This window comes from Massilia sp. 9I (genome assembly GCF_902506415.1).
Taxonomy (GTDB): Bacteria; Pseudomonadota; Gammaproteobacteria; order Burkholderiales; family Burkholderiaceae_D; genus Telluria.
Window position 1 is genome coordinate 408,005 of sequence record NZ_LR733275.1, and the last position, 25,358, is coordinate 433,362.

The 25,358-nt window shown below is 65.9% G+C and carries 26 protein-coding genes, 1 tRNA gene and 1 riboswitch; of the genes, 15 read left to right on the top strand and 12 right to left on the bottom strand.

Going from position 1 to position 25,358, the window contains the following annotated elements:
• Positions 1-78 precede the first annotated feature (78 nt).
• Positions 79-2,988 carry a pitrilysin family protein gene (locus GV068_RS01855; protein ID WP_159695728.1) on the top strand — a complete coding sequence of 970 codons (2,910 nt, stop codon included), beginning with the start codon at positions 79-81 and terminating at the stop codon, positions 2,986-2,988.
• A 37-nt stretch (positions 2,989-3,025) separates the two neighbouring features.
• On the opposite strand, the gene GV068_RS01860 is transcribed toward GV068_RS01855, so the two are convergent.
• The 9 genes from GV068_RS01860 to glyA all read right to left on the bottom strand — a co-directional run bounded on the left by GV068_RS01860 (position 3,026) and on the right by glyA (position 9,920).
• Positions 3,026-3,640 (bottom strand): riboflavin synthase, encoded by a 615-nt coding sequence (locus tag GV068_RS01860; RefSeq protein WP_159695729.1) that lies wholly within the window; start codon positions 3,638-3,640, stop codon positions 3,026-3,028.
• Between the two features lie 10 nt (positions 3,641-3,650).
• The gene (gene ribD, locus GV068_RS01865; protein WP_159704457.1) at positions 3,651-4,736 is read right to left on the bottom strand and encodes a bifunctional diaminohydroxyphosphoribosylaminopyrimidine deaminase/5-amino-6-(5-phosphoribosylamino)uracil reductase RibD; all 1,086 of its coding nucleotides are present in this window, start codon (positions 4,734-4,736) and stop codon (positions 3,651-3,653) included.
• Positions 4,737-4,810: 74 nt separating this feature from the next.
• Complete coding sequence (locus GV068_RS01870) at positions 4,811-5,368, bottom strand: GspH/FimT family protein (protein ID WP_159695730.1); 558 nt, start codon at positions 5,366-5,368, stop codon at positions 4,811-4,813.
• Positions 5,365-5,805: a type IV pilin protein gene (locus GV068_RS01875; RefSeq protein WP_159695731.1), complete on the bottom strand. Its 441-nt coding sequence runs from the start codon at positions 5,803-5,805 to the stop codon at positions 5,365-5,367. The genes GV068_RS01870 and GV068_RS01875 overlap by 4 nt, the downstream gene beginning before the upstream one ends.
• Positions 5,802-6,587, bottom strand: coding sequence for a hypothetical protein (locus GV068_RS01880; protein WP_159695732.1), 786 nt, complete (start codon positions 6,585-6,587; stop codon positions 5,802-5,804). Before GV068_RS01880 ends, GV068_RS01875 begins: the two co-directional genes overlap by 4 nt.
• A gap of 7 nt (positions 6,588-6,594) precedes the next feature.
• Positions 6,595-7,530 (bottom strand): PilW family protein, encoded by a 936-nt coding sequence (locus GV068_RS01885; RefSeq protein WP_159695733.1) that lies wholly within the window; start codon positions 7,528-7,530, stop codon positions 6,595-6,597.
• Entirely contained in the window at positions 7,527-8,045 is a 519-nt protein-coding gene (gene pilV / locus GV068_RS01890; RefSeq protein ID WP_229463601.1) for a type IV pilus modification protein PilV, read from the bottom strand. Before pilV ends, GV068_RS01885 begins: the two co-directional genes overlap by 4 nt.
• Positions 8,046-8,166: 121 nt before the next feature.
• Positions 8,167-8,625, bottom strand: a complete 459-nt coding sequence (gene nrdR, locus GV068_RS01895; protein ID WP_159695734.1) for a transcriptional regulator NrdR — start codon at positions 8,623-8,625, stop codon at positions 8,167-8,169.
• A gap of 47 nt (positions 8,626-8,672) precedes the next feature.
• Positions 8,673-9,920 (bottom strand): serine hydroxymethyltransferase, encoded by a 1,248-nt coding sequence (gene glyA / locus GV068_RS01900; protein WP_159695735.1) that lies wholly within the window; start codon positions 9,918-9,920, stop codon positions 8,673-8,675.
• 76 nt (positions 9,921-9,996) lie between these two features.
• Positions 9,997-10,113, bottom strand: a riboswitch (ZMP/ZTP riboswitch).
• A 134-nt stretch (positions 10,114-10,247) separates the two neighbouring features.
• On the opposite strand from glyA, the gene GV068_RS01905 reads away from it, so the two are divergent.
• From GV068_RS01905 to GV068_RS01945, 9 genes are all read left to right on the top strand, one after another.
• Positions 10,248-10,994, top strand: a complete 747-nt coding sequence (locus GV068_RS01905; protein WP_159695736.1) for an SDR family oxidoreductase — start codon at positions 10,248-10,250, stop codon at positions 10,992-10,994.
• 238 nt (positions 10,995-11,232) lie between these two features.
• Complete coding sequence (gene ybgC / locus GV068_RS01910) at positions 11,233-11,637, top strand: tol-pal system-associated acyl-CoA thioesterase (protein ID WP_159695737.1); 405 nt, start codon at positions 11,233-11,235, stop codon at positions 11,635-11,637.
• Positions 11,638-11,669: 32 nt separating this feature from the next.
• A complete protein-coding gene (tolQ, locus tag GV068_RS01915) occupies positions 11,670-12,353 on the top strand; it encodes a protein TolQ (protein ID WP_159695738.1) in 684 nt (227 codons plus the stop codon).
• 15 nt (positions 12,354-12,368) lie between these two features.
• Complete coding sequence (locus GV068_RS01920) at positions 12,369-12,800, top strand: biopolymer transporter ExbD (protein ID WP_159695739.1); 432 nt, start codon at positions 12,369-12,371, stop codon at positions 12,798-12,800.
• A gap of 10 nt (positions 12,801-12,810) precedes the next feature.
• Positions 12,811-13,734 (top strand): cell envelope integrity protein TolA, encoded by a 924-nt coding sequence (tolA, locus tag GV068_RS01925; RefSeq protein WP_159695740.1) that lies wholly within the window; start codon positions 12,811-12,813, stop codon positions 13,732-13,734.
• 23 nt (positions 13,735-13,757) lie between these two features.
• Positions 13,758-15,023: a Tol-Pal system beta propeller repeat protein TolB gene (gene tolB / locus GV068_RS01930; protein ID WP_159695741.1), complete on the top strand. Its 1,266-nt coding sequence runs from the start codon at positions 13,758-13,760 to the stop codon at positions 15,021-15,023.
• A gap of 36 nt (positions 15,024-15,059) precedes the next feature.
• Complete coding sequence (gene pal, locus GV068_RS01935) at positions 15,060-15,584, top strand: peptidoglycan-associated lipoprotein Pal (RefSeq protein ID WP_159695742.1); 525 nt, start codon at positions 15,060-15,062, stop codon at positions 15,582-15,584.
• 100 nt (positions 15,585-15,684) lie between these two features.
• Positions 15,685-16,440, top strand: a complete 756-nt coding sequence (ybgF, locus tag GV068_RS01940; RefSeq protein WP_159695743.1) for a tol-pal system protein YbgF — start codon at positions 15,685-15,687, stop codon at positions 16,438-16,440.
• Positions 16,441-16,513: 73 nt separating this feature from the next.
• A tRNA-Lys gene (locus GV068_RS01945) sits at positions 16,514-16,589 on the top strand.
• 56 nt (positions 16,590-16,645) lie between these two features.
• Here GV068_RS01945 and GV068_RS01950 read toward each other — a convergent pair.
• Positions 16,646-17,068 carry a hypothetical protein gene (locus GV068_RS01950; protein WP_159695744.1) on the bottom strand — a complete coding sequence of 141 codons (423 nt, stop codon included), beginning with the start codon at positions 17,066-17,068 and terminating at the stop codon, positions 16,646-16,648.
• Between the two features lie 665 nt (positions 17,069-17,733).
• Here GV068_RS01950 and GV068_RS01955 point away from each other — a divergent pair.
• Positions 17,734-17,913 carry a hypothetical protein gene (locus GV068_RS01955; RefSeq protein ID WP_159695745.1) on the top strand — a complete coding sequence of 60 codons (180 nt, stop codon included), beginning with the start codon at positions 17,734-17,736 and terminating at the stop codon, positions 17,911-17,913.
• A gap of 144 nt (positions 17,914-18,057) precedes the next feature.
• Here the strand turns inward: GV068_RS01955 and GV068_RS01960 are convergent, their stop codons facing one another.
• Positions 18,058-19,767 carry a methyl-accepting chemotaxis protein gene (locus GV068_RS01960; RefSeq protein ID WP_159695746.1) on the bottom strand — a complete coding sequence of 570 codons (1,710 nt, stop codon included), beginning with the start codon at positions 19,765-19,767 and terminating at the stop codon, positions 18,058-18,060.
• Between the two features lie 281 nt (positions 19,768-20,048).
• Between GV068_RS01960 and GV068_RS01965 the strand changes: the two genes are divergently transcribed.
• The 4 genes from GV068_RS01965 to GV068_RS01980 all read left to right on the top strand — a co-directional run bounded on the left by GV068_RS01965 (position 20,049) and on the right by GV068_RS01980 (position 24,041).
• Positions 20,049-21,449: an L-cystine transporter gene (locus GV068_RS01965; protein WP_159695747.1), complete on the top strand. Its 1,401-nt coding sequence runs from the start codon at positions 20,049-20,051 to the stop codon at positions 21,447-21,449.
• A gap of 123 nt (positions 21,450-21,572) precedes the next feature.
• Positions 21,573-22,334, top strand: coding sequence for a histidine phosphatase family protein (locus tag GV068_RS01970; RefSeq protein ID WP_159695748.1), 762 nt, complete (start codon positions 21,573-21,575; stop codon positions 22,332-22,334).
• A gap of 8 nt (positions 22,335-22,342) precedes the next feature.
• Positions 22,343-23,338, top strand: a complete 996-nt coding sequence (locus tag GV068_RS01975) for an NAD(P)H-hydrate dehydratase (protein ID WP_159695749.1) — start codon at positions 22,343-22,345, stop codon at positions 23,336-23,338.
• A gap of 250 nt (positions 23,339-23,588) precedes the next feature.
• On the top strand, positions 23,589-24,041 hold the full coding sequence (locus GV068_RS01980) for a hypothetical protein (protein WP_159695750.1): 453 nt from the start codon (positions 23,589-23,591) through the stop codon (positions 24,039-24,041).
• A 184-nt stretch (positions 24,042-24,225) separates the two neighbouring features.
• Here GV068_RS01980 and GV068_RS01985 read toward each other — a convergent pair whose 3' ends face one another.
• On the bottom strand, positions 24,226-25,344 hold the full coding sequence (locus GV068_RS01985) for a Gfo/Idh/MocA family protein (protein ID WP_159695751.1): 1,119 nt from the start codon (positions 25,342-25,344) through the stop codon (positions 24,226-24,228).
• Positions 25,345-25,358 lie beyond the last annotated feature (14 nt).

Genomic DNA, 25,358 nt, shown 5'->3' on the forward strand with positions numbered 1-25,358 from the left:
CATACATACGCATTACCACAACAGTTTTGACGGGCATGCGCGGTAGAATGCGTGCTCATCCCAAGAATTGGATCCTCGATGAGCAAGAATTCCCTGCGCGGCCTCTGTCTGGCCGCGCTGCTGTGTGTGCAGCCGCTGGCCGGCGCCGCCACCGCCGCCCCTGCCGCCCGCGCCGCGGCGCCGGCAGCCGCTCCCTTACGCCTGGACGCCGCGATTCCCGTCGGCCCGCAAGTCAAGGTAGGCAAGCTGGCCAACGGCCTGACCTATTACATCCAGCGCAACGCCCGCCCCGAACGCAAGCTGGAGCTGCGCCTGGTGGTCAAGGCCGGCTCCATCCTCGAGGACGAGGACCAGCGCGGCCTGGCCCACTTCGTCGAGCACATGGCCTTCAACGGCTCGACCAATTTCCGCAAGCACGAGCTGGTCTCCTACCTGCAGACCATCGGGGTCGGCTTCGGCGCCGACCTGAACGCCTACACCTCGTTCGACGAGACCGTCTACATCCTGCCGATCCCGACCGACAATCCGGACAATGTCACCAAGGCCTTCCAGGTGCTGGAAGACTGGGCCCATGGCGTGAGCTTCAATCCAGAAGACATCGACAAGGAACGCGGCATCATCCTGGAAGAGCTGCGGCTCGGCAAAGGCGCCTCCGACCGGATGAGCAAGCAGATCATGCCGGCCATCTTCAACGGCTCGAAATACGCCGAGCGCCTGCCGATCGGTACCGAGGACGTGCTGCGCAACTTCCAGCCCGAGGCCCTGACCCGCTTCTATCGCGACTGGTACCGCCCCGACCTGATGGCGGTGGTGGTGGTCGGCGACATCGACCCGGCCAAGGCCGAGAAACTGGTCAAGGCGCATTTCGCGCACCTGAAGAATCCGAAGCCGGCGCGTCCGCGCGCCTACGCCGAGATCCCGGCGCGCGCATCGACCGATGCGCTGGTGGTGACCGACCAGGAAGCGACCGGCAATGCGGTGCTGATCCGCTATCCGGTGCAGCCGGTGGTCGAAGCCGGCACCATCCGCGCTTACCGCGACGACCTGGTGCAGTCGCTGTTCTCCGCCATGCTCAACCAGCGCCTGCAGGAGCTGTCGCAGCTACCGGAACCGCCCTACATGGGCGCCGGCAGCTCGCTCGGCAAGCTCACCCCGCGCTACCGCTCGTACAATGCGTCGGCGGCGCTCGGTCCGCGCGGCGCCGAGGCCGCCCTCACCGCCCTGGTCGAGGAAAACGAACGCGCGCGCCGCTTCGGCTTCAGCGCGGCCGAACTGGAGCGGGTCAAGAAAAACCTGATGCGCAATTACGAGCAGGCCTGGAACGAGCGCGCCAAGAGCGATTCCGGCACCTATGCCGCCGAGTACATCCGCAACTTCCTGCAGCAGGAAGCGATTCCGGGCATCGACACCGAATACCGCTATGTCAGGGAGCTGGTGCCGGGCATCACCCTCGACGAGATGAACGCCTACGCGCGCCGCACCATTCCAGCGGACTCGGGCAAGCTGGTGCTGTATACGGGCGTGACCCGTCCCGACACGCCGAAGGGCGAGCAGCTGCTCGGCGCGGTGGCGAGCGCCCAGCGCGCCGAACTGCGTCCGCACGATGAAAAAGCGGTGGCGGCGCGCCTGATGGAACGCCCGCCGAAACCGGGCAGCATCGTGGCCGAGTCGCACGACAAGGCGCTCGGCCTGACCCGCCTGGAGCTGTCGAACGGCGTCAAGGTGATCCTGAAACCCACCGACTTCCGCAACGACCAGGTGATGATGAGCGCGGCCCGCTTTGGCGGCCAGAGCCTGTTCGGCGACAAGGACATCCTCAACGCGCGCTTCGCGAATGCGATCGTGGCCAGCATGGGCGTCAAGGATTTCACGCCGCTCGACATGCGCAAGATCCTCGCCGGCAAGGCGGCCCAGGTGAACGTGGGCCTGGCCAACTACACCGACGTGGTGGTGGGCGCCTCGGGCGCGACCGACATCGAGACCATGCTGCAGCTGACCTGGCTGAAGTTCAGCGGCGTGCGCCGCGATGAAGACCTGTTCAAGTCCTATGTCGGCAAGCAGGCCGAGCAGGCGCGCAACCAGACTGCGCAGCCGGGCGCGCGCTTCGGCGATGCGGTCATGTCCGCGCTCTACAACAACCACCCGCGCGCGCCGCGCACCCTGAAGGCCGAGGAATACGAGCAGATCGACCTCGACCGCAGCATCGACATCTTCCGCCAGCGCTTCTCCAGCGCCAAGGACCTCACCTTCATCCTGGTCGGCAGCTTCGACGCGGCCGCGATCAAGCCCTTGCTGGCGACCTACCTCGGCAGCCTGCCGACCCCGGACCTGACGGTGGCCTACCGCGACGTCGGCCTGCGCCCGGCCACCGGCGTGGTCAAGCGCGAAGTGCGCAGCGGTTCGGAGCCGAAGAGCACGGTCTCGCTGACCTTCACCGGCGTGGCCGAGTTCAGCGAAGAAGAGCAGCTCCGCCTGTCGGCCCTGCTGGAAGTGGTCAACCTGCGCATCATCGACGTGCTGCGCGAGAAGATGGCTCTGATCTACGGCGGCGGCGCCTCGGGCGTGCTGAGCAAGATCCCCTACGGGAACTACTCGATCGGCGTGACCCTGCCGACCGGACCGGAACACGTGGACAAGGTGATCGCCGCGACCTTTGAGGAGATCAAGCGCCTGCAGGCGGAAGGGCCGGTGGCGGCCGACCTGGAAAAGGTGAAGAGCAACTGGATCCAGAACCACCGCCGCTCGCTGCGCGAGAACGGCTACTGGCTGGGGCACCTGCAGACGGCGCTCAGCGAAGGCACGGATCCGGCATCGATCCTGGAGGTCGAGAAGCAGGTGCAGGCCTTGAGCGCCCAGGACATCAAGATCGCGGCGCGGCGCTACTTCAACGAGATGAACTACGTGCAGGTGGTGTTGAATCCGGAGACGCAGCAGGGTGCGACGACGGTGGCAGCCTCGAGCGCCAAGAGCACGACGCCTGGCGGTTGATATCCGAGTGGAGCGGCATGGCCGCCCCACCACCAGATTATTTCTGCGCGGAGAGCATGCGCTCCACGTAGCGCGCGATCAGGTCGATCTCCAGGTTCACCTTCGATCCCGCCTTCAGGTGTTTCAGCGTGGTCACCTCGATCGTGTGCGGGATCAGGTTGATCGAGAAACGGCACCCTGCCTCGATGTCCTCGACGCGGTTCACCGTCAGCGACACCCCGTTCACCACCACCGATCCTTTATAAGCCAGGAACTTGCCCAGCTCGCGCGGCGCATCGATCACCAGCTCGCGCGATTCACCCACCGGTTCGAAGCTGTGCACGGTGCCGAGACCATCGACGTGGCCGGACACCAGGTGGCCGCCCAGGCGCTCGGCCAGGGTCAGGGCCTTTTCCAGGTTGACTTCGCCCGGCGCTTCCAAGCCGACGGTCTTGCTCAGGCTTTCGCGCGAGACGTCGACGGTGAAGCTGCTGCCGGTCTTTTCCACCACCGTCATGCAGGCGCCATTGATGGCGATCGAGTCGCCCAGCGCGACGTCCGCCAGGCCCAGCGGACCGGCATCGACTTCCAGGCGCACGCCCGCGAAGGAGCCGCCTTCGAGCGGCTTGACCGATGTGATGTTGCCGACAGCGGCGACGATTCCAGTAAACATAAGAACTTCCTCAGTTGATAGCAGTTTGGGGGGCGGCGAACCGCGCCAGGATGCGGATGTCGTCGCCGACCCGCGCCAGGTCGTGGAAACGCAGCTGGCGCTTGTCGGCCAGGCGCGCCAGCGCCGGCAGGTCGAACATGCCCTGCCCCGGTCCGATCAGGCTCGGCGCCAGGTAGACGAGCAGCTCGTCGACGCAAGCTTCGCGCACCATCGACGCATTCAGTTTCGCGCCGGCTTCGACGTGCACTTCGTTGATCTCGCGCCGGCCGAGCTCCTGCATCAGGGCCGGCAGGTCGACCTTGCCGTGCGCGTTCGGCAGCACGATCACCTCATGCCCCGCCGCGCGCAAGGCGTCCGCCTTGTCCGGCGACTCGGCCGCGGCGACGATCCAGCACGGCTCGCCCTGCAGGATGCGCGCGTCCAGCGCAATCTCGAGCCGGCTGTCGACGATCACGCGGCGCGGCTGCAATGGGGTATCGATGCCGCGTACGTTGAGCTGGGGGTCGTCGGCCTTGATGGTGCCGATGCCGGTCAGGATGGCCTGCGCGCGGGCGCGCCAGGCATGGCCATCAAGGCGGGCCTCCGGCCCGGTGATCCACTGGCTCTCGCCGTCCGCCAGCGCGGTGGCGCCGTCCAGGCTGGCGGCCACCTTCAGGCGCACCCAGGGCAGGCCGCGCCGCATGCGCGAGAAGAAGCCGATGTTCAGCTCGTACGCCTGCTCGGCCAGCACGCCAGAGGTGACGGCGATGCCGGCCGCCTCCAGCTGGGCCAGGCCGCGTCCGGCGACGAGGGGATTGGGGTCGGTCATGGCGGCCACCACGCGCCCGATGCCCGCCTGCACCAGGGCATTCGAGCATGGCGGGGTGCGGCCGTAGTGGCTGCATGGTTCGAGCGTGACGTAGGCGGTGGCGCCGCGGACATCGTTGCCGCGCGCGGCGGCGTCGCGCATGGCCTGGATCTCGGCGTGGGCCTGCCCGGCCGGCTGCGTGTGGCCGGCGCCGATGACCACGCCGTCGCGCACGATCACGCAACCGATGCGCGGATTTGGCGCGGTGAGGTACATGCCTTTCGCGGCCCATGCGAGGGCCAGCGCCATGCCGTCGGTATCGTCGAGAACTTCTACCCTGTCGTTTGCCACCGTCTTGTCCGCTGTTGGGTTGCCTTGCCACGCTACGGCGGGGCTTCAGGCCCCTCGCAGCCATCGTCGCGCGCCGGGTTGCACAGCCGCACGCGTCCGAGCATGTTGATTTTAATACGCCGGGTATGCCCGCCATGGAAGAGCGAGAGCGAACCGAGCCGTGAGGCGCCGCTGTTCGTGTCGCTGCAGCTGCGCCCGGCGCCATTGTAGGCGATGTACTGCGGCGGCGCTGACTGGGTGAAGGAAAAATCGACCTGCAGCCCGCGTGGCAAGGGGCCGTGGACGGCGAGGATCTCGTCACCAGACCCCGGCTGGCGGTCGCCGTCGCGGTCGACGAAGACCGTCCAGCCCTGGGTCCAGTCGGCGCCGCCAGCGTCGCGCGGGACCAGCTTGACGCGCTGGTTGCGCGCGATGGCCTGGGCCCGGGTGTGCGCGATGGCGTCCAGCAGCTCGCTCGAGGCCGCCTTGATCTGCTGATTGGAAACGAGCGCATGCAGGTCGGGCGCAGCGAGCGCGAAGGCGACGGCGGCGATCGCCAGCACCACGGCCAGTTCGGCCAGCGTGGCGCCGCGGCATGCAAGCAGCCTCATGGCCAGCAGCGCTCCCCGGCGCCGCTGGCGCCCTGGGCGCCGGTGCTGTCGAAGCTCAGCACGCCGCAATCGGGGTCGCTGAAGCTGGCGTCGACGTTGACGGTGCCGGGCTGGGCGCGCAGTTCGATGCACTGGCTGATGTCCTGGCCTTCGCAGGCCCGGCCCTCGAGCTCGTAGGGACTCGATGCCGGCCGCGCACCGAGCCACCAGCGGAACTGGCCGTCCGCATCGGCGGACGAGAACGCGAGATAGCTGTGGTGCAGCGCGCGGTATTGCTCCTGCCGCTGCATGGCCTCGACCAGTGCCAGCTGCGCCTCGACGCGGCGCATCTTGCGCACATGCTGCGCATAGCTCGGGTAAGCCATCGCGGCAAGGATGCCGATGATCGCCACCACGATCAACAGCTCGATCAGCGTAAATCCGGTCTGCCGTCTCATCGCCGCTCCGTACGTGCCAATGGCCCGGCGGCCGCCACCGTTTCGCTCCAGTTGGCGATCTCGCGCCAGCCGACGCGGATGCCGGGGCCGCCCGCCGTACCCGGCGAGCCCGGCGGCGCGCTTGGATCCGGCGCGCTCGGACCGTCGCCCTGCCCGTCACCGGTCTCCGGTTCGGTCCCGGGCTCCTGCCCCGGATCGGGCCCGGTCGCTGGGCCGGCAGCGAGCAGCTTGCGGTAGTAGGCCTGCACCGCGACCTGGGTCGTGTCGGCGCTGCCGAAGCCGAGCGCCGACACCCGGTACAGCAGCACGCCGGAGGCCTCAGGCATGCGCTCGATGAGGTAGCGTGGCGCCTGCGCCGGCAACGCGCCCGTCCCCGCAGGGATCTGGGCGCCGGTGAAGCTGCCCAGCACGACGGAGGGTCCGTCATCGTCGGCCAGCGCCACGAAGATATCGCTGGGATCCAGCGCCTGGCCGCACAGGCCGTCGTAGGGCGTGCCGCCGCGGCAGCCGTCGGCGAAGGCGCTGGGGGTGGCGTTCGCCAGCGCCAGTGCACGCGCCGATGCGGGTTCGCTGCCGCCTTCGATATCGTGCTCGGCATCCACCAGCGCGGCCATGGCGCCGTGCAGGGCCAGCATGCGTTCGCGCTCATGGCCGGCGGCGCGCGCCCCGCTGATCGCGCTGCGGGCGGCGGCGATGCTGGTCATCAGGATGGCCAGCATCAACAGGAGGGCAGTCAGCAGGGCCACGCCATGCTGCCGCGGCATCGAGAATGGGTTCGCCATGCCGCCCTCACCTGTGCCGCGCCGGCAGCGCGATGGTGGTGCCGAACACCTTGCGGTAGCGCGCCTCGTCGCTGCCCGACAACACCGCTTCCTCGAGACGGGTGCCGGCGTCCTCCGCGCCCGCTAGTTCGCCGTAGTCGTGACCGAACAGTTCGTAGACGGCGTCGCGCGCCATCTCGAGCGGGCTCGGCGGTCCGTGCAACAGCAGCGCTACGCGCACGCTCGTCACCTGCTTCCAGTGGGTCCGCCGGCGCAGCTCGACCTCGCGCTCGGCCTCGGTGGTCCCGGCCAGCGCCAGGCCGGCGTCGAGCTCCTGGAGCAAGGTGGCGTTGACGTAGCGCTCCGGCGCGCCGTCGGCGTCCATATCGAGCCCGTACAGCACCTGGAAGCTGTCGACGCTGCCCACCACCGCATCTGCCGACCAGGCGCTTGCGCCGCGGTACTTGCAGCGCAGCTCGGTGTCGCCCTGGGCGTTGCGGGCGACATAGAAGATGCTCCAGCCTTCTTCGTCGCGATGCACGCTGAAGCCGGCGCAGTCGAGCGTGGTGCCGTCGCCGTTGGGCGCCGCACCGGTGCCCGGGAAACGGACCGCCAGCACGTCACTGCCGTTCACCGCGTTCGGGAGCGCATTGTCGAGCGCAAAGCTGGTCTTGCTGACGCTGTGCGCGTCGAGGCCCGCCAGCTTGGCCGGCGCGGCCGGATCCGGGCCGCCGCTGTGCGTCTCCCAGTCGGCCGCGGCCGATTGGCGCACCGCGCGTGCGATCGCTTCCAGCGCATAGCGGCCGGCGTCATCCATCGCCGCCGTCTCCACCTGCGCGGCAAAGGCGCGGTTGGCCCAGATGAACAGGGTGGCGGCCGCCAGCAGCACACCCAGGCCGAGCGCCATCGCCACCAGCAGCTCGGCCATCGTCATGCCGCGCTGCGCCGTGAAACGCGCGCTCATCGGATCACCCCCACATAGCCAGGCCCGTCGCCCGTTCCCTGCCAGCCCAGCTTGACCACCGGCAGCGCACTGGCGTTGCCGTCGCAGCTCCAGCGATAGCGGCCGTAGGCACTATCCCAGGGCGAGCCATCGCGGCAGACTTCGATGCGCCCCTGCGGGAACTGCGTTTGCAATGCCTGGCGCAGCTCGTGCAGGTCGAATTCGGCCAGTTCGGCGGGCGTGCAGCTGCTCCCGCCGTAGCAGCCGGCGCCGGCCACAGGGGCGCCGTCGGCCGCGTCATAGGAGAATGCGAGATAGGGATTGGCGTCGTCAGGCAGCGTCGACACGGCCGGATTGACCTGCATGCGCGCAGCCAGCGAGGCCGCCAGCTGGGCCGCATCGGACATCAGCGCCGACTGCTGGCGTGTGCGCTCGGCGCTCAGCTGGGTGGCGCCGGCGCCGACGATGCCGACCGCCAGCACGAACATGGCGACCAGCACCTCGACCAGGGTAAAGCCATGACACTGCGCGCGCACGCCAACCTCCCTCGCTCATGATGAGCTGCGAAGTTATCAGGCGTGCATGAGCCAGCCATGAGCTGGCGCAATCGTGCTCGGCACAACAGCAGAGTGTTCGTAACCGCGCTCGTGTGCGCGATTACTTACGTGGATGGCCGACTTCGGCCAGTGCTTCCTGGAACTCGGCCAGGTCTTCGAAGTTCTTGTAGACCGAAGCGAAGCGGATGTAGGCGATCTTGTCGAGGCGCTTGAGTTCCTGCATCACCAGTTCGCCGACGTAGCCGGTATCGACCTCGCGGCGGCCGCTGGTGAGCAGCTTTTCTTCGATGGTGGCGACCGCGGTGTCGATCGCTTCGGCGGCCACGGGACGCTTGCGTAGCGCCAGCATCAGGCTGCCGCGCAGCTTGGCCGGCGCGTATTCGGTGCGGCTGCCATTCTTCTTGACGAGGATCGGCATCGACAGCTCGATGCGCTCGTAGGTGGTGAAGCGCTTGTCGCACTTCGCGCAGCGCCGGCGCCGGCGAATGGCATCCCCTTCCTCGGACACGCGGGTGTCGAGGACCTGGGTATCTTCATGCTGGCAGAAGGGACATTTCATGGCGCCGGTGTTTCTAAAAGGGGCCGCAAGCGCGGCCCCAGGGTTGCTTACTTCGCGTAGACCGGATACTTGTCGGTCAGGACCTTGACTTCGGCCTTCACACGCTCGATGGTCGCGGCGTCATGCGGGTTGTCCAGCACGTCGGCGATCAGGTGGCCCACCTTGACCGCGTCTTCTTCCTTGAAGCCGCGGGTGGTGAAGGCCGGGCTGCCGAGGCGGATGCCCGAGGTGACGAAAGGCTTCTGCGGGTCGTTCGGGATGCCGTTCTTGTTGCAGGTCATGTGAGCCTGGCCCAGGATCGCTTCCGCTTCCTTGCCGGTCAGGCCTTTCGAACGCAGGTCGACCAGCATCACGTGCGACTCCGTGCGGCCCGAGACGATGCGCAGGCCGCGTTCGGTCAGGGTATTGGCCAGGGCGGCGGCGTTTTTCACAACCTGCTTCTGGTATTCCTTGAACTCCGGCGACAGCGCTTCCTTGAAGGCTACGGCCTTGCCCGCGATGACGTGCATCAGCGGACCGCCCTGGATGCCCGGGAAGATCGCGGAATTGATCTGCTTCTCGTACTCGGCCTTCATCAGGATGATGCCGCCGCGCGGGCCGCGCAGCGATTTGTGGGTGGTCGAGGTGACGAAGTCGGCGTGCGGCACCGGGTTCGGGTATTCGCCCGCGGCGATCAGGCCGGCGTAGTGGGCCATGTCGACCATGAAGTAGGCGCCGACTTCCTTGGCGATGCGGGCGAAGCGCTCGAAGTCGATGCGCAGCGCAAACGCCGAGGCGCCGGCGATGATCATCTTCGGCTTGTGCTCGCGTGCCAGGCGCTCCATGGCCTCGTAATCGATGTCTTCCTGCTCGGTCAGGCCGTAGGAGACGACGTTGAACCATTTGCCCGACATGTTCAGGGCCATGCCGTGGGTCAGGTGGCCGCCTTCGGCCAGCGACATGCCCATGATGGTGTCGCCCGGTTTCAGCATGGCGAAGAACACGCCCTGGTTGGCCTGCGAACCGGAGTTCGGCTGCACGTTGGCGGCTTCCGCGCCGAACAGTTGCTTCAGGCGGTCGATCGCCAGCTGTTCGGCGACGTCGACGAATTCGCAGCCGCCGTAGTAGCGCTTGCCCGGGTAGCCTTCGGCGTACTTGTTGGTCAGCTGCGAGCCCTGCGCTTCCATCACGGCCGGCGAGGTGTAGTTCTCCGAAGCGATCAGTTCGATGTGGTCTTGCTGGCGAACGTTTTCCTTCTGGATGGCATCCCACAGTTCCGGGTCGATATTGGCAAGCGTGTGATCTTTGGCAAACATGTAAAACTCCAATCGAGAGAAATACCAGGCAACAGACGTTGAGGCGCACGGCAGCGACGCGACACAATTGCCGGTTGATGGCTGCCCAGGCGAACGGCGGGTGACATCTCACGTTCCCCGGTGGTTACCCACCTTTGCCATGCGCGCCGGAAGCTGGAGCGTACATGGTGTTTCGCCAGTTACGTGAGACGTAAATTAGGACGATTGTATGTGATCCCAGCCGCTTAGGGCAAGGAAACTGCTGTCTTCTTAACAAGCTTGCGGGCGCCAGCGGACTTGTGGCCGTTTCGGCTACAATTTTCCTTCCTTCGCCTGAGAGACCCAACCATGATCGTCTTTATCACCGGCGCTTCCGCCGGCTTCGGCGCCGCGATGGCGCGCCAGTTCGTCCGCAACGGCCACCGCGCCATCCTGGCCGCGCGCCGCACCGAGCGCATCGAAGAACTGGCAAACGAACTGGGCGACGCCGCCCTGGCCATCACCCTGGACGTCACCAGCCGCGCCTCGATCGAGCAGGCGCTGGCGGGCCTGCCGGAAGGCTGGCGCGACATCGACGTGCTGATCAACAATGCGGGCCTGGCGCTGAATACCAAACCGGCCCATGAAGTGCCGCTGGAAGACTGGGACACCATGATCGCCACCAACTGCCAGGGCCTGGTGACCATGACCCGTACCGTGCTGCCGGGCATGGTGGCGCGTGGCAGCGGCTTGGTGATCAATCTTGGCTCGGTGGCCGGCCACTACCCCTACCCGGGCGGCAATGTGTACGGCGCGACCAAGGCCTTCGTCGAGCAGTTCACGCTGAATCTGCGCGCCGACCTGGTCGGCACCGGCGTGCGCGCCACCAACCTGGCCCCTGGCCTGTGCGGCGGCACCGAGTTCTCGAACGTGCGCTTCAAGGGCGACGATGCGGCCGCGGCCAAGGTCTACGAAGGCACCCAGCCGCTCACCGCCGAGGACATCGCGAACACCGCTTACTGGATCGCGACCCTGCCGCCGCACGTGAACGTCAACAGCATCGAGCTGATGCCGACCTGCCAGGGCTTCTCGCCTTTCACCATCAAGCGCAGCTGATCATGTCGCGGGCGGGCGGCCGCCCGCGTTGACGGTTTGTATCGGACACTCTGCAATTGTGAGAAAGTGTTACAGTAATTGGCCTTTCGGCTATGTTTCACGTCTACTACTGCCGCATCGTAGCTGCCTTTACCGGAAGGCACGCCCGACCTTTTCCTCCCCATATGTTCGCGAGCGTACATAAGGCGAGGAAAAATCGCGTAAAATGTTTCCTATTTACATTTAAATGGCAGGGGAAATGCCTTCAGCTTTTGACTGGACAGTCAGGATCTATTACGAAGATACCGACGCCGGTGGCATCGTGTTTTACGCTAATTACCTGAAGTTTTTCGAACGTGCGCGCACCGAATGGTTGCGCGCGGCCGGCGTGGGCCAGCAGGAATTGCTGGACGCGTACGGCACGGCCTTCGTCGTCAAGAGCGCTTCCCTGGACTACCACGCGCCGGCCCGCCTTGACGACGTGCTGACCATCCGCACCCGGGTCGAGAAGCTGGGCCGTGCCTCGGTCCAGTTCGCGCAGGAAGCTTGGCGCGGCGAACTGCTGCTGACCAGCGCCAGCGTCAAGGTCGGCTGCGTCGACATCGCCACCATGCGTCCGCGTTCGCTTCCCGACCATGCTGCTGATAAAATGCGCGCCGCATAAGTACAGACAATCAGACAACAGACCACAACCCAATGACCGCGACCCAAGACCTTTCGTTTATTACGCTGATCGCCAACGCGCACTTCCTGGTGCAGCTGATCATGGCCCTGTTGCTGATCCTGTCGGTCGTGAGCTGGACCTACATCTTCCGCAAGGTATTCGCCCTGCGCTCCGCCCGTAGCCAGACCGAGCAGTTCGAGCGCAGCTTCTGGGCCGGCGGCAACCTGCACACCCTGCACCAGAGCGCCAGCAGCCAGCGCGACCAGAGCGGACCGCTGGCCCGCATTTTTGAGGCCGGCATGGGCGAATTCATCAAAGGCAAGCAGGCCGCGCGCGACGCCATGGACATGGGTCCGGTGCTCGACGGCGCCCGCCGCGCCATGCGCGCCGCTTTCCAGCGCGAACTCGACGCCCTCGACATCCACCTGAACTTCCTGGCCTCGGTCGGCTCGGTCTCGCCCTACATCGGCCTGCTCGGCACCGTGTGGGGCATCATGAACGCCTTCCGCGGCCTGGCCAACGTGCAGCAGGCCACCCTCGCCGTGGTCGCGCCCGGCATCGCCGAAGCCCTGATCGCCACCGCGATCGGGCTGTTCGCCGCGATCCCAGCGGTGGTGGCGTACAACCGCTTCACCCACGACATCGATCGCCTGGCGATCCGCTTCGAGAGCTTCGTCGAAGAATTCTCGAACATCCTGCAGCGCCAGTCGCGCTAAGCGAGGAGGACCGGAATGGCCTTTAACAGCAGCCTGCGCAGCGGACGCAAACGGGCATTCAAGTCCGAGATCAACGTCGTGCCCTACATCGACGTGATGCTGGTGCTGCTCATCATCTTCATGGCGGTGCCGGCCAACGAGGCGCCGAGCGTGGTCAACCTGCCGAGCGCCGAGAAATCGGCGCTGCCGCCGGACACCTATATCCGCCTTTCCGTGCAGCCGGAGAACCGCCTGTCGATCGGCGTCGGCGGCAAGCAGAAAGTCGCCATGGAAGACGTGGCCGACCGCACCGCCCTGATGGCGCGCCTGCGCGCCCTGCACGAAGAAAATCCGGACTACCCGGTCTTGATTGAAGGCGACCGCGACAGCAAATACGAGGATGTCATCACCCTGATCTCCGACGCCAAGAAGATGGGCATCAACCGGGTGGGACTCGCCACCAAGTGATATGTCTGCAATGAAGCCTGCCACCGCCGGCACGCCCTACACCGTGCCGCCCGAACCGAGCCGCCTGCCCGCCTTCATGCTGGCAGTGGTGGTGCACGCCCTGCTGCTGGGCTTCCTGTGGTTCGGCATCAGCTGGCAGAACACGGAACCGGTCGCCGTGCAGGCCGAAGTCTGGGACATGTCGGTCCAGAGCGCCGCCGCGCCGGAACGGCCTTCGCCACCGCCGCAACCCGAGCCGGAACCCGAACCCGCCCCGCCGCCGCGCCCGGTCGAACCGCCGCCGGTGGAACGCCCTGCACCGACGCCGCCGGACATCAACCTGGCGCGCGAGAAGGAACGCAAGGAACAGGAAAAGCGCGAGCTGGCCGAGAAGAAGGAGCGCGAGCTCGAGCAAAAGCGTAAGGAAGAAGAGCGCAAGGAACTCGCCGAAAAGAAAAAGAAGGAAGAAGCCGACAAGAAAGAGCTCGCGAAGAAGGAAGCTGACGAGAAGAAGAAAGCCGAGAAGCTCGCCGCCGACAAAGCAGCGAAGGAAAAGGCCGCCAAGGAAAAAGCCGAAGCCGCCAAGCTGGACAAGCTGGCCAAGGACGAACTCAAGCGCATCGCGGGCGCGATGGGCACCACCGGCACCGCCGAAAAATCGACCGGCCCGCGTTCCGACGACGGCTACGTCGCCGCGCTCACCGCCGCGATCAAGAGCGCCACCTCGTATGGCGGCAGCACCACCATGGCGGGCAATCCGCGCGCCGTGTTCAAGGTCGAGCAGCTGCCGACCGGCGAAGTGATGTCCGTGCGCCTGGTGAAAAGCAGCGGTGTGCCTGAGTTCGACCGGGCAGTGGAAAATGGCATTCGCAAGGCCTCACCGCTGCCGAAGCGCAAGGATGGCACCGTCGCGCGCACCGCCGACATTGGTTTCTCCATGAAGGACTACGACTGATCCGTACGAGCTAACCCAAGACTATGAAAAAACTCCATTTCCTGTTGTTCAGCGCCACCCTCGTCATGGGCACGGCCACCCAGGCCCAGATCAAGGTCGAGATCGCCGGTGTCGGCAGCAACCAGATCCCGGTCGCGGTCGCGGCCTTCGCCGACGAATCGCTGGCCGCCGACGACGTCTCGGACATCATCCGCGCCGACCTCGAGCGCAGCGGCGTGTTCAAGGTGATCGACGCCGGCCAGACCATCAGCGACAGCGCCAGCGTCGACCTGGCCGCCTTCAAGGCCAAGGGCGCCGACGCGCTCGTGGTGGGCAGCGTGACGCGCGGCCCGGACGGCCGCTTCGCGATCCGCTACAAGCTGCACGACACCGTCAAGGGCGCGCAGCTGTCGCAGCTGGGCGGCGAAGTGCAGCCGAAGTACGTGCGCCTGCAGGCCCACCGCATCGCCGACGACGTCTATGAAAAGCTGACCGGTGTGCGCGGCATCTTCTCGACCCGCATCGCCTACGTCAAGGAAGACCGCGCCAGCCGCAACTACACCCTGGCCGTGGCCGACGCCGACGGCGAGAACGAAGTCGTCGCCGCGCGCGGCCGCGAGCCGATTATCTCGCCGGCCTGGGCGCCGGACGGCACCCGCGTCGCCTACGTCTCGATGGAAGACCGCAAGCCCGTGGTCTACCTGCAGGACCTGATGACCGGCCGCCGCAACGTGATCTCCAACGTCAAGGGCAACAACTCGGCGCCGTCGTGGTCGCCGGACGGCCGCACCCTGGCCGTGGCCCTGTCGAAGGACGGCAATACCGAAATCTATACCGTGAACTCGGACGGCACCGGCCACCGCCGCCTGACCAACAGCCCGTCGATCGACACCGAACCGCAGTTCTCGGCCGACGGCCAGACCATTTATTTCACCAGCGACCGCAGCGGCGGTCCGCAGATCTACAAAATGAGCGCAGCGGGTGGCAATGCGACCCGTGTGACCTTCAACGGCAATTACAATATCAGCCCGCGCGTGTCTTCCGACGGCAAGACACTGGCCTGGATTTCCCAGCGTGGCGGCAATTTCTCCTTATACGCGATGGACCTGGCCAGCGGCCAGGAGCTGCGCCTGGCCGACGGGGCCACCGAACCGAGTTTTTCGCCTAACGGCAAGTACATCATGTATGCGACCAAGGGCGGCGGGCGTGTCTCGCTGGCCGTGGTCTCGGTGGATGGACGGGTGAAGCAGCGCTTGACCACCAACGCGGGAAACATTCGGGAGCCCAGCTGGGGTCCCTTCATGAAGTAAAAAGCAGTACATCTTTAATAGACAAGGAGAAAAACCATGCGCAACTTCCAGAAATTGGCCCTCATCGCTTCCGCCCTCGTGCTGACCGCCTGCTCGTCGACCAAGCTGCAGGAAACCCCGGTCGTCGAAAAGACCCCGACCCCGCCGCCGGCACAGGCTGAAGCCAACCCGCGCGACATCCGCCCGGTCGAAACCGGCAGCGTCGATCCGCTGAACGATCCGAAAGGCGTGCTGGCCAACCGTAGCGTCTACTTCGACTACGACAGCTTCGTCGTGCGCGAAGACGGCAAGCCGGTCGTCGCCAACCACTCGGGCTACCTGACCAAGAACACCGGCCGCAAGGTCCTGATCCAGGGTAACACCGACGAACGCGGCGGCACCGAGTACAACCTGGCCCTGGGCCAGAAGCGTGCCGAAGCCGTGCGCCGTGCAATGGCCGCCCTGGGCGTGTCGGAAAACCAGATGGAAGCCGTGTCGCTGGGCGAAGAAAAGCCGAAGGCAACCGGCAGCGACGAAGCTGCATGGGCTGAAAACCGTCGCGCCGACATCGTCTACCAGTAATCGTTCCGATAACTGTTTAGATACGGCTGATTGACAGCGGGGCGGATGGCAGTGCAGACTGCATCCGCCCCGTTTTACTCTGCAACCGGAAAGAAATGCCATGATCAAACTGTCCCCGTCCCGTCTTGCCTGCCTGATCCTGGCGGCCTGGATGCCGCTGCAGGCCCACGCCGGCCTGCTCGACGACGACGAAGCGCGCAAGGCTATCCTCGACCTGCGCGCCAAGGTCGATGCCATTGCCCGCGACCTGAACGCCCGCATCGAGACCAAGTCGGACAAGACCTCGCAGCTCGACCTGCTGAACCAGCACGAGCAGACCATGCAGGAAATTTCGCGCCTGCGCGGCCAGATCGAAGTGCTGGCCAACCAGATCGCGCGCGCCCAGGAAAGCCAGAAGCAGCTGTACGCCGACCTCGACGCCCGCATCAAGAAGGTCGAGCCGCAGCAGGAAACCGTCGACGGCCAGACCGCCTCGGTCCTGCCGGCCGAAAAGACCGCCTACGACAGCGCCACCGCGATGTTCCAGTCGGGCGACTACAAGGGCGCCACCGCGGCCCTGCAGGACTTCGTGCGCCGCTACCCGGAGTCGGCCTATGCCGCCAATGCGCAGTACTGGCTCGGCAACGCCTGGTTCGCGCAAGGCGACTACAAGAAGGCCATCGCCGCCCAGGAAGTGCTGACCACGACCTACGCGAGCAGCCCGAAGGTGCCGGACGCGATGCTGAACATCGGCAGCAGCTACGCCCTGCTCAAGGACAGCAAGAACGCCAAGAAGGCGCTGCAGCAGCTGGTGTCGAAGTACCCGGAGTCGAGCGCCGCCAAGACGGCCAAGGACCGCCTCGCTTCGCTGAAATAAGGATGGGGACGTGCTGCGATGTCGTACGGCATTTGACAGCGAGCGCGACTCATCCTATAATCTCACTTCTTTCGGGTCGTTAGCTCAGTTGGTAGAGCAGCGGACTTTTAATCCGTTGGTCGCAGGTTCGAGCCCCGCACGGCCTACCAGAATCAGCAGAAACGCCAGCCTTCGGGCTGGCGTTTTTGTTTCCGCCCTTCCCTCGTCAACGCTGTGCCAGCGTCGCCTTCACCACGATCACCTGCGCCACGCGCGAATCAGGTACATAGCTCATCAGCATGTCGTCGCCGGTATCGCCGCGGTTGAAGTCCATCGTCACATTGCCGTCGCGCGACACGTAGCGGTCGGGGCTCAGGGCCACCAGGTGCATCGCGGGCTGGCGGTCGATCTGGGCCGTGATGCCGCCGGCGGCCGCGCCGACCTTCAGGCGCCAGCCGTTCGACAGCGCATACACGCCGCGCACCGCATCGAGGTGTTCCTGGTAGACCCGCATGGTGCGGGCGGGCGCGGTCACCTGCACGCTCGAGATGGATGAGTCGCCCGTCACAGGGTAGTTCCTGGTTTGGGCAGCGGCATCGGCGACCAACAGCAGCAGGGCCGCAGCGATTGCCAGGGATAGGGGGCGCATGGTGTTCTCCTTCGTGGACCGATTGGGCTGCCTGAAGCTGTCAGGGCTCATTGCAGTCTAGGGCAGCGCCCGTCACCCGCAAGGCGCGACCGCCGCACATCACGAAACGGTCTTGATTGATTCACCATTAGATCGCGTCGAAATGATACAAAAATAGCAATATGCATCGGTTTTTTGTATCGTTTTCACAAGGCGTAGCACCAGCACCTACCCGTAAGTGTTGGTTTCCCCCTACTCCCTACCGTAATTGCTTGACATTCCTCAAGGACGGCGGGATATTGTTGTTTTGCAGCAATTCCTTGAAGTCGTAAGCAATTGTGTGCGCCCTTGAATTCGCCATCCCTGCATGTAAAATAGACAACATCCGTGCAGCTTAACGGCAAGGGATTTCACGGACCGGGTTTTTCATTGAACGCTGACTGGCAAAGCATGTCTTACGTCTCTCAACCGCACGCTAGAGAATCGCGCAACAGATCCGTTGCCGTGCGGTGCGCCAGCGCCTTACCTGCCGGATCCGGTCCGGCTGTTCCGGTCCGGCTTGCCTAAGCCGGCGGGCGCAAGATCGACTCCGCCGGACCACGCTGCCATGCATTTTTCGCGCCGCCAGGCGCCATTCACTATCAAACGCCAGTCTCCGGTGGAGACGGCATAAACAAGGAACCGACATGAACACCGAGCATTCGCATCCGACCATCCACCCAGCGACCATCGACAGCAGCAACCCGGGCATGCCGAAGCGCACCTTTGCCAAGGGCGTCGTTTCGAACAGCCGCCGCCTGCGTCAGCGGATCGGCGTGGCCGTCGGCCTGTGCCTCGGCATGGCCGCACTCGTGATCGCTTTCTAGTAAGACGCCGTATATCGCCCGCATCCGGCGCCGGGCGCCGTGTGCAGGCGCGCGCATAAAAAACAGCGGGCGCCTTGCCCGCTGTGTCGTTTTAGCGCTGGCGGGCGGCCCTCACACGGCCGCCCTGCCCTCAGCTGAATCCCGTCAGAACTCTTCCCACCCTTCGGTCGCTTCCTCGGCCTTGCGCTTGGCCTTGGCCGCCTTGGGTGCCGGCTTGGCAGCCGCGGCCCTGGTCTCGATGCGGACCGGCGCTTTCTGCTGACGTGCCGGCGCCGGCGTGCGCACCACGGCCGCGGCAGGCGCCGCCTGCGCGTCGAGCTTGAACATGCCCACCGCCTGGGCCAGCGAGGCCGCTTCTTCCTGCATCGACTGGGCCGCCGCCGAGGCCTGCTCGACCAGCGCAGCGTTCTGCTGCGTCACCTGGTCCATCTGCACCACGGCGCTGTTGATCTGCTCGATGCCCGCGGTCTGCTCCTGGCTGGCGGCCGTGATCTCGGCCATGATGTCGGTCACGCGGCCAACGCTCTGCACGATCTCCGCCATGGTCGCGCCGGCCTGGTCGACCAGCACCGAACCGTGCTGCACGTTCTGGACCGAATCGTCGATCAGGGCCTTGATCTCCTTGGCCGCCGCTGCGCTGCGCTGCGCCAGGTTACGCACCTCGCCCGCCACCACCGCAAAGCCGCGGCCCTGCTCGCCGGCGCGCGCCGCTTCCACCGCCGCATTCAGCGCCAGGATATTGGTCTGGAAAGCGATGCCGTCGATCACCGAGATGATGTCGACGATGCGGGTCGCCGAGCTGTTGATGGCGCCCATGGTGCGCACCACCTGATCGACCACTTCGCCACCCTTGCCCGCCACCTGCTGGGCCGAGGCCGCCAGCGCATTGGCCTGGCGCGCGTTGTCCGCGTTCTGGCGCACGGTCGAAGTCAGTTCTTCCATCGAGGACGCGGTCTCTTCCAGCGAGCCGGCCTGCTGCTCGGTGCGGCTCGACAGGTCGAGGTTGCCGGCGGCGATCTGGCCCGAGGCCGTAGCGATGGTGTCGGTGCCGCCGCGCACGCGCGTGACGATCTGCACCAGCGCCAGGTTCATGTCCTTGAGCGCCTGCAGCAGGCGGCCGGTCTCGTCCTTCGACGTCACCTCGATCTGCTGGGTCAGGTCGCCTGCGGCGACTGCGCCGGCGATCTGCATGGCTTGCTCGATCGGACGCACGATTGCGCGCACCAGCATCCAGCCGACCACGGCCGCCATCAAGAGACCGAAGGCCAGACCGGCCAGGCACACCAGGCGCACGATTGCATACTTCTGCTGCGAATGCTCATATTCCGTTTTCGCCACCTGCTGCTGCAGCGCAATCAACTGGCCGCCGAGCGCAGCCACGGGCTGGAAGCCGCGCTCCATTGCACCGGAGGCGAGCTGGCCGGCCTGCGCCAGGTCGCCGGCGCGGATGGCGGCGATCGCCGGCTGCAGTCCCTGCGCCAGGAAGGCCTTGCGGGCCTCGACGAATTTCGCCACCAGCGCAGCTTCTTCCGCTGTCAGCGAGGTCTGTTCATAGGCCTTCCAGGTGGCCGTCACGGTGGCGATGTTGGCATCGACTTCGGCCATCAGCGCATTGCGCGCGCTCGCATCGTCCAGGTGCGCGGCCTTGGTGACGAGCAGCTGGTTGGTCGTGATCAGCCGCATGACGGCGCCGAGCTGGCCGAGCGGGACGACGCGGTCGTCGTGCATGCCCTTGAGCTCGCGGTTGGCGACGCTCAGGTTGTAGATGCCGATCACCGCGCCGGCGACCAGCTCGGCCGCGAGGAGCGCGATAACGAAGATGAGACGGGACTTGATGCTGAGATTTTTAAACATGGGAAATCCGATGATTGGAGTGGCAGCAGGACGTCATTTCACATTGAATTATAGAAACAATGCATCCATCAACCCAGAAACTGAACAGTCAACATCGCCTTTTTTCCGACCTCCGTCGTCCCCTAGCCACACAGGATTGTTAGGGTGTCAGCGCTTGTAGTCGTTGCGACAATGACATGCACCAGCGTGGTGCTATATGGTGGCTCGGCGGCGATGCTAGTTTGCCTATAAAATGCATGGATTGATTTCCGCAGTGCATTTGCTGCTACGAAAAGGCTCTAATGAATTTCCCTGTCCTGATCAACCTGGTCCTCGCCCTCCTCGTCTGCGTGCTGCTGTACCGCATGCAGGCCAGGCACGTGTCCTTCACCAAGCGCGTGTTCACCGGACTCGGCCTCGGCGTGCTGCTCGGCGCCGCACTCCAGACCGTGTATGGCGCGGATTCGCCGATCGTCGCCTCGACCGGCGCCTGGCTCAACGTGGTCGGCAGCGGCTACGTGAAGCTGCTGCAGATGATCGTCATTCCCTTGATCATGGTCTCGATCGTGCAGGCCATCCTCAAGCTGCGCAATGCGTCTTCGCTCGGCACCATCAGCACGCTCACCATCGGCATCCTGATCACCACCACCATCGTGGCCGCCGCGATCGGCATCCTGATGGCCAAGCTGTTCGGCCTGAGCGCGGTGGGCCTGACGGCTTCCACAGCAGAAGTGGCGCGCGGCGAATACCTGCAGGGCAACCTGGCCGCGGCGAAGGAGATTTCGCTGCCTACCATGCTGCTGTCCTTCATCCCTGCGAACCCCTTCCTCGACATGACCGGGGCGCGCAAGACCTCGACCATTGCGGTGGTGGTGTTCTCGATCTTCATCGGCATCTCGGCCACCGGCATCGCCGGCAAGAAGCCGGAAGTGTTCCAGTCCTTCAGCGACTTCGTGCACATAGTCCACGTGATCGTGATGCGCATGGTGACCCTGGTGCTGCGCCTGACCCCGTTCGGCGTGTTCGCCCTGATGACCAAGATGGTGGCCGGCTCCAGCCTGCAGGACATCCTGAGCCTGGCCAGCTTCGTCGCCGCCTCTTACTGCGCGCTGGCGCTGATGTTCCTGGTGCACCTGCTGCTGGTCACCGGCAGCGGCCTGAACCCGCTGCGCTACGTCGCCAAGATCTTCCCGGTGCTGGCCTTCGCCTTCACCTCCCGCACCAGCGCCGGCAGCATCCCGATGAGCGTGGCGACCCAGACCGGCCGCCTCGGCACGCCGGAAGGCATCGCCAACTTCGCCGCCTCCTTCGGCGCCACCATCGGCCAGAACGGCTGCGCCGGCATCTACCCGGCCATGCTGGCGGTGATGATTGCGCCGACCGTCGGCGTCGATCCGTACACGGCCAGCTTCCTGCTGCCGCTGCTTGCCATCGTCGCCTTCGGCTCGATAGGCGTAGCCGGTGTCGGCGGCGGCGCTACCTTCGCGGCCCTGATCGTGCTATCGGCGATGGACCTGCCGGTGGCGCTGGCGGGCCTCCTGATTTCGGTCGAACCATTGATCGACATGGGCCGCACGGCACTCAACGTGAGCGGCTCCATCATGGCCGGTACCCTTACCAGCCGCACGCTCGGACAGAGCGATTTGCGCGTGTTTAATAGCGACGCGGAAATCAATTTGGATGGTGACGAACAGACCGTGTAAACACCGCTTGTAAGCGGGTTCCGACGCCACGGCGAGCCTCTGTGGAAGGCCCGCAATCGTGCGCTTTGCGCCCGTAGAATCCGTCTATGATGACGTCATGTCAATATCAGAGACGGGCTTGTGATGGAACAGAAGTGGCCACAGGAAATCTGGCTGGTCAGGCATGGACAGAGCGCCGGCAACGTCGCGCGTGATCTGGCGGAAGCTGCCGCCGGACACCGCATCGACATCGCCGACCGTGACGTCGACGTGCCCCTGTCCGAGCTGGGCGAGCGCCAGTCGCAGGCGCTCGGCTCCTGGTTTGCCGCCCTGCCGCCGGAACAGCAGCCGACAGTGGTGCTGCATTCGCCCTACGTGCGCGCCGCAGACACCGCCAACATCCTGATGCAGCGCCTCGACCGTTCGCGCCTGGTCGTCGAATCCGACGAGCGCCTGCGCGAGAAGGAATTTGGCATCCTCGACCGCCTCACCACCCACGGCATCGCGCACGATTACCCGGAGCTGTACGAACAGCGCCAGCACGTCGGCAAGTTCTATTTCCGCCCGCCCGGCGGCGAGAGCTGGTGTGACGTCATCCTGCGCCTGCGCAGCGTGGTCGACACGCTCAACCGCGAGTTCTGCCGCGAGCGCGTACTCATCGTTGCGCACCAGGTCACGGTCAACTGCTTCCGCTACCTGTTCGAGCGCATGGACGAGAAGACCATCCTCGATTTCGACCGCGCCGGCGACGTGCCGAACTGTTCGGTCACTTCCTACGAATTCGATCCCTCACTGGGCAAGGGCGGCCACATGGCCCTGCGCCTCGTGAACTTCGTTGCGCCGCTCGAAGCGAGCGGCACCCCCGTCACCGCCAGCAAGGACCTGCCTGCCGCACCGAAGGCCTGAGCCCATCCATGGAATCACTCACCCGCGCCAATGCCGTGCATGACGTCGACACAGCCCTGCTGCGCAGCTGGCCTGTGCCGATGCCGGCCGTCGAAGGCGACAAGGAAATCCGCGGCCACGTGCTGGTGCTGGGCGGCTCCTGCGAAATGCCGGGCGCGATCATCCTGGCCGCCACCGCGGCCCTGCGCGCGGGCGCCGGCAAGCTCACCATCGCCACCGGCCAGAGCGTGGCCCAGCTGGTGGCGCTGGCCATGCCCGAGGCGCGCGTGATCGGCCTCAATGAGCACGCGAGCGCCGGCTTCAGCATGGACGCGGTCGCCTGCCTCGACCCGCTGGCCGACCGCGTCGACGCAGTGCTGATCGGACCGGGCATGCGCGACGAAGCGGCTACCGCGGAACTGGTGCACGCGCTGCTGCCGCGCTTCGAGGCGGCGGGCACGCGCGTGGTGCTGGACGCCTGCGCCATGGGCGTGCTGCTGCATCCGCCAAAGCACTGGCCGGCCGGCATGCCCTGGCGTTTCGAGCGCCCCGTGATCCTCACCCCGCACGCGGGCGAGATGGCGCACCTGACCGGCATCGCGAAAGACGAGATCACGGCCGCGCCCGATGCGCGCGCGCTCGCTGCGGCGCGCGACTGGAATGCGGTGCTCGCATTAAAAGGTGCACGCACTGTCATCGCAACGCCCGATGGAACGTTGTACCAGCATGAGGGCGGCAACGTCGGCCTGGCGATCTCCGGCTCCGGCGACGTGCTGGCCGGCGTCATCGCAGGACTGGCGGCGCGTGGCGCGCCGCTCGACCAGGCCGTCTGCTGGGGTGTGGCGCTGCATGCGCGCGCCGGCGAGCGATTGGCGCAGCGCATGGGAACACTTGGCTATCTGGCGCGGGAAATATCGCAGGAAATACCCGCGCTGTTGGAACAGATCGCAGGCAAGGATGCCGGCGACACCAGGACCACCCGGCAGACGCCGGTGGGCTGGGGGATGGGGGTCCCGACCACCTAGTCTCCAGCAAATCCGCAGCGCACCGCGGAAACAAGTACGACGGTGCGCGGTCCAACTGGTTGGCGGCTTGTCCGCCTGCGATGTTCCAGTCGGATTCGTGCACTGACCGGGGCCGCGTATTGCGTCGGTTCCCTGATGGTTCCACTGCTGGGTTTACGAACCCTCGGAGGACCTAACCTGGCGCCGCTTCCCCTCCAAGGCCTCACCTGGAGATTGCGGCACAAGATAGACGTAAACGAGGAGTTAAACAATGAAAGCACTGACTCAAGCACCAAAAATCCTGCTGACTGCTGCCGTGTTGGCCTCCCTGCTGGGCGCATGCCGCAAGAACGAGCCGGCAACCGACGCCACCACCACCACGCCGGACACCTCGGCAACTGCCCCGAGCAGCACCTCGGGCGCCACCGGCACCACGGGTGACACCGGCACCGGCGCAACTGGCACCGGCACCACCGGCACCGCTGGCGACACCACCGGCACCGGCGCAACCGGCACCACCGGCACTGGCGCAACCGGCACCACCGGCGACATGGGCACCGGCACCGGCGCAACCGGCACCGGCACCACCGGCACTGGCGCAACCGGCACCACCGGCACCGGCACCACTGGCACCGGCACCACCGGCGGCACCGGCACCTCGGGTACCTCGGGCACCACCGGTACCACCGGCACCGGCACCACCCCGCCAAGCAGCGGCGGCTGATCGGCCATCCGCCTGGCAACGAACGGAGCCTGCAACGCAGGCTCCGGGACTTCCGCTCTCGCCGGAAGCTTGGCTTCGTGCCGTTTCACATCGGCGATCGCCAGCCCGTCCGGGCTGGCTTAGTCGTCTTGATGCACGCGCACCACTACTTCTTTCCACTCCCTGGGTCTTGCCCGCGGGCCCGCTAAAGGCGTGCACGGTCTCCTGTCGCGAACGAGTGCGTGATCGCATCGAGCGTCCGATGCCTGCGTAATGCCGTGTCGATATCCGGCACCGTCGATGTTCCCTCCTCGATATCCACAGCCAGGCGCGCATACAGCCTGGCCACGCCCGCGGCGGCGCCGCTCAAGCCGGGAAAATCGGCGAAATACGCTGCGGGAACCGGTATCCGGCGCGGTGGTTCCGAGCCACGCCTGAGCACGATACCGAGATCGCCCATGTGCAGATACCCGGCCGTCGCGGACTCGATCAGCAGGCTGCCGGCGCTTCCCTGTATCTCCCAGGACATCGGCTTCGCCACCGCACTGCCTGCGCTGTAATGCAGGGAAGCCACGACGCCGCCCTCGATCAGGCCCACCGCTGCGATCTCATCCGGCGTATCGTTCTGCATCGAGCTGCCGTCGCGCAAGCGGACACCATGGCCGCGCCGGTTCACCGCCACTCCCGACAGACTCTCGAGCTCGCCGAGCACCTGCGCAAGCGGCTCCAGTGCATGGCCCACGGCGATGCTCAGCATCGTGGCGCCGTTGGCGCTGTCGGCCATGTATTCGAAAGGCGGGTCGAAATGCCCATACCAGGTAGCCTCGGTCGGATGCGCCCGGATGCTGGTGCTGAGCGGACGCCCGATCACGCCTTGCCGGACCAGGTCACGCAGGAAGCGGATTGGCGGATGATGCCGGCCCTGCAGGCCGACGACCGTTTTGCGTTGCGCCGCACGGGCCAGGGCCGCGAGTTCCTCGGCTTCCGCCAGGTTGCGCGCAAGCGGCCATTCGCAATACACCATCTTGCCCGCGGCCAGTGCGTCGCGCACGATGGCGTGGTGTCCGGGCACCTTCACCGCTACCACGACGAGTTCGACTTCCGGCCGGCCGACGAGATCCCTGTGGTCGTCGAACGCAAGCGCAATGCCGAGCGCGTCCGCACTGGCCCGCGCGCTATCCATCCGGGTCGTGCTGACGGCGCGCAGGGCAAACCGGTCGATAGCCCGCAGCGCCGGCAGGTGGGCGACGCGGGCCCATCCACGATGCGGGCCAGCGCCCACGATGCCCACGCCAATCGGACGCGACGAACTGCCCTCGCTCATGTCGTTTACTCCGT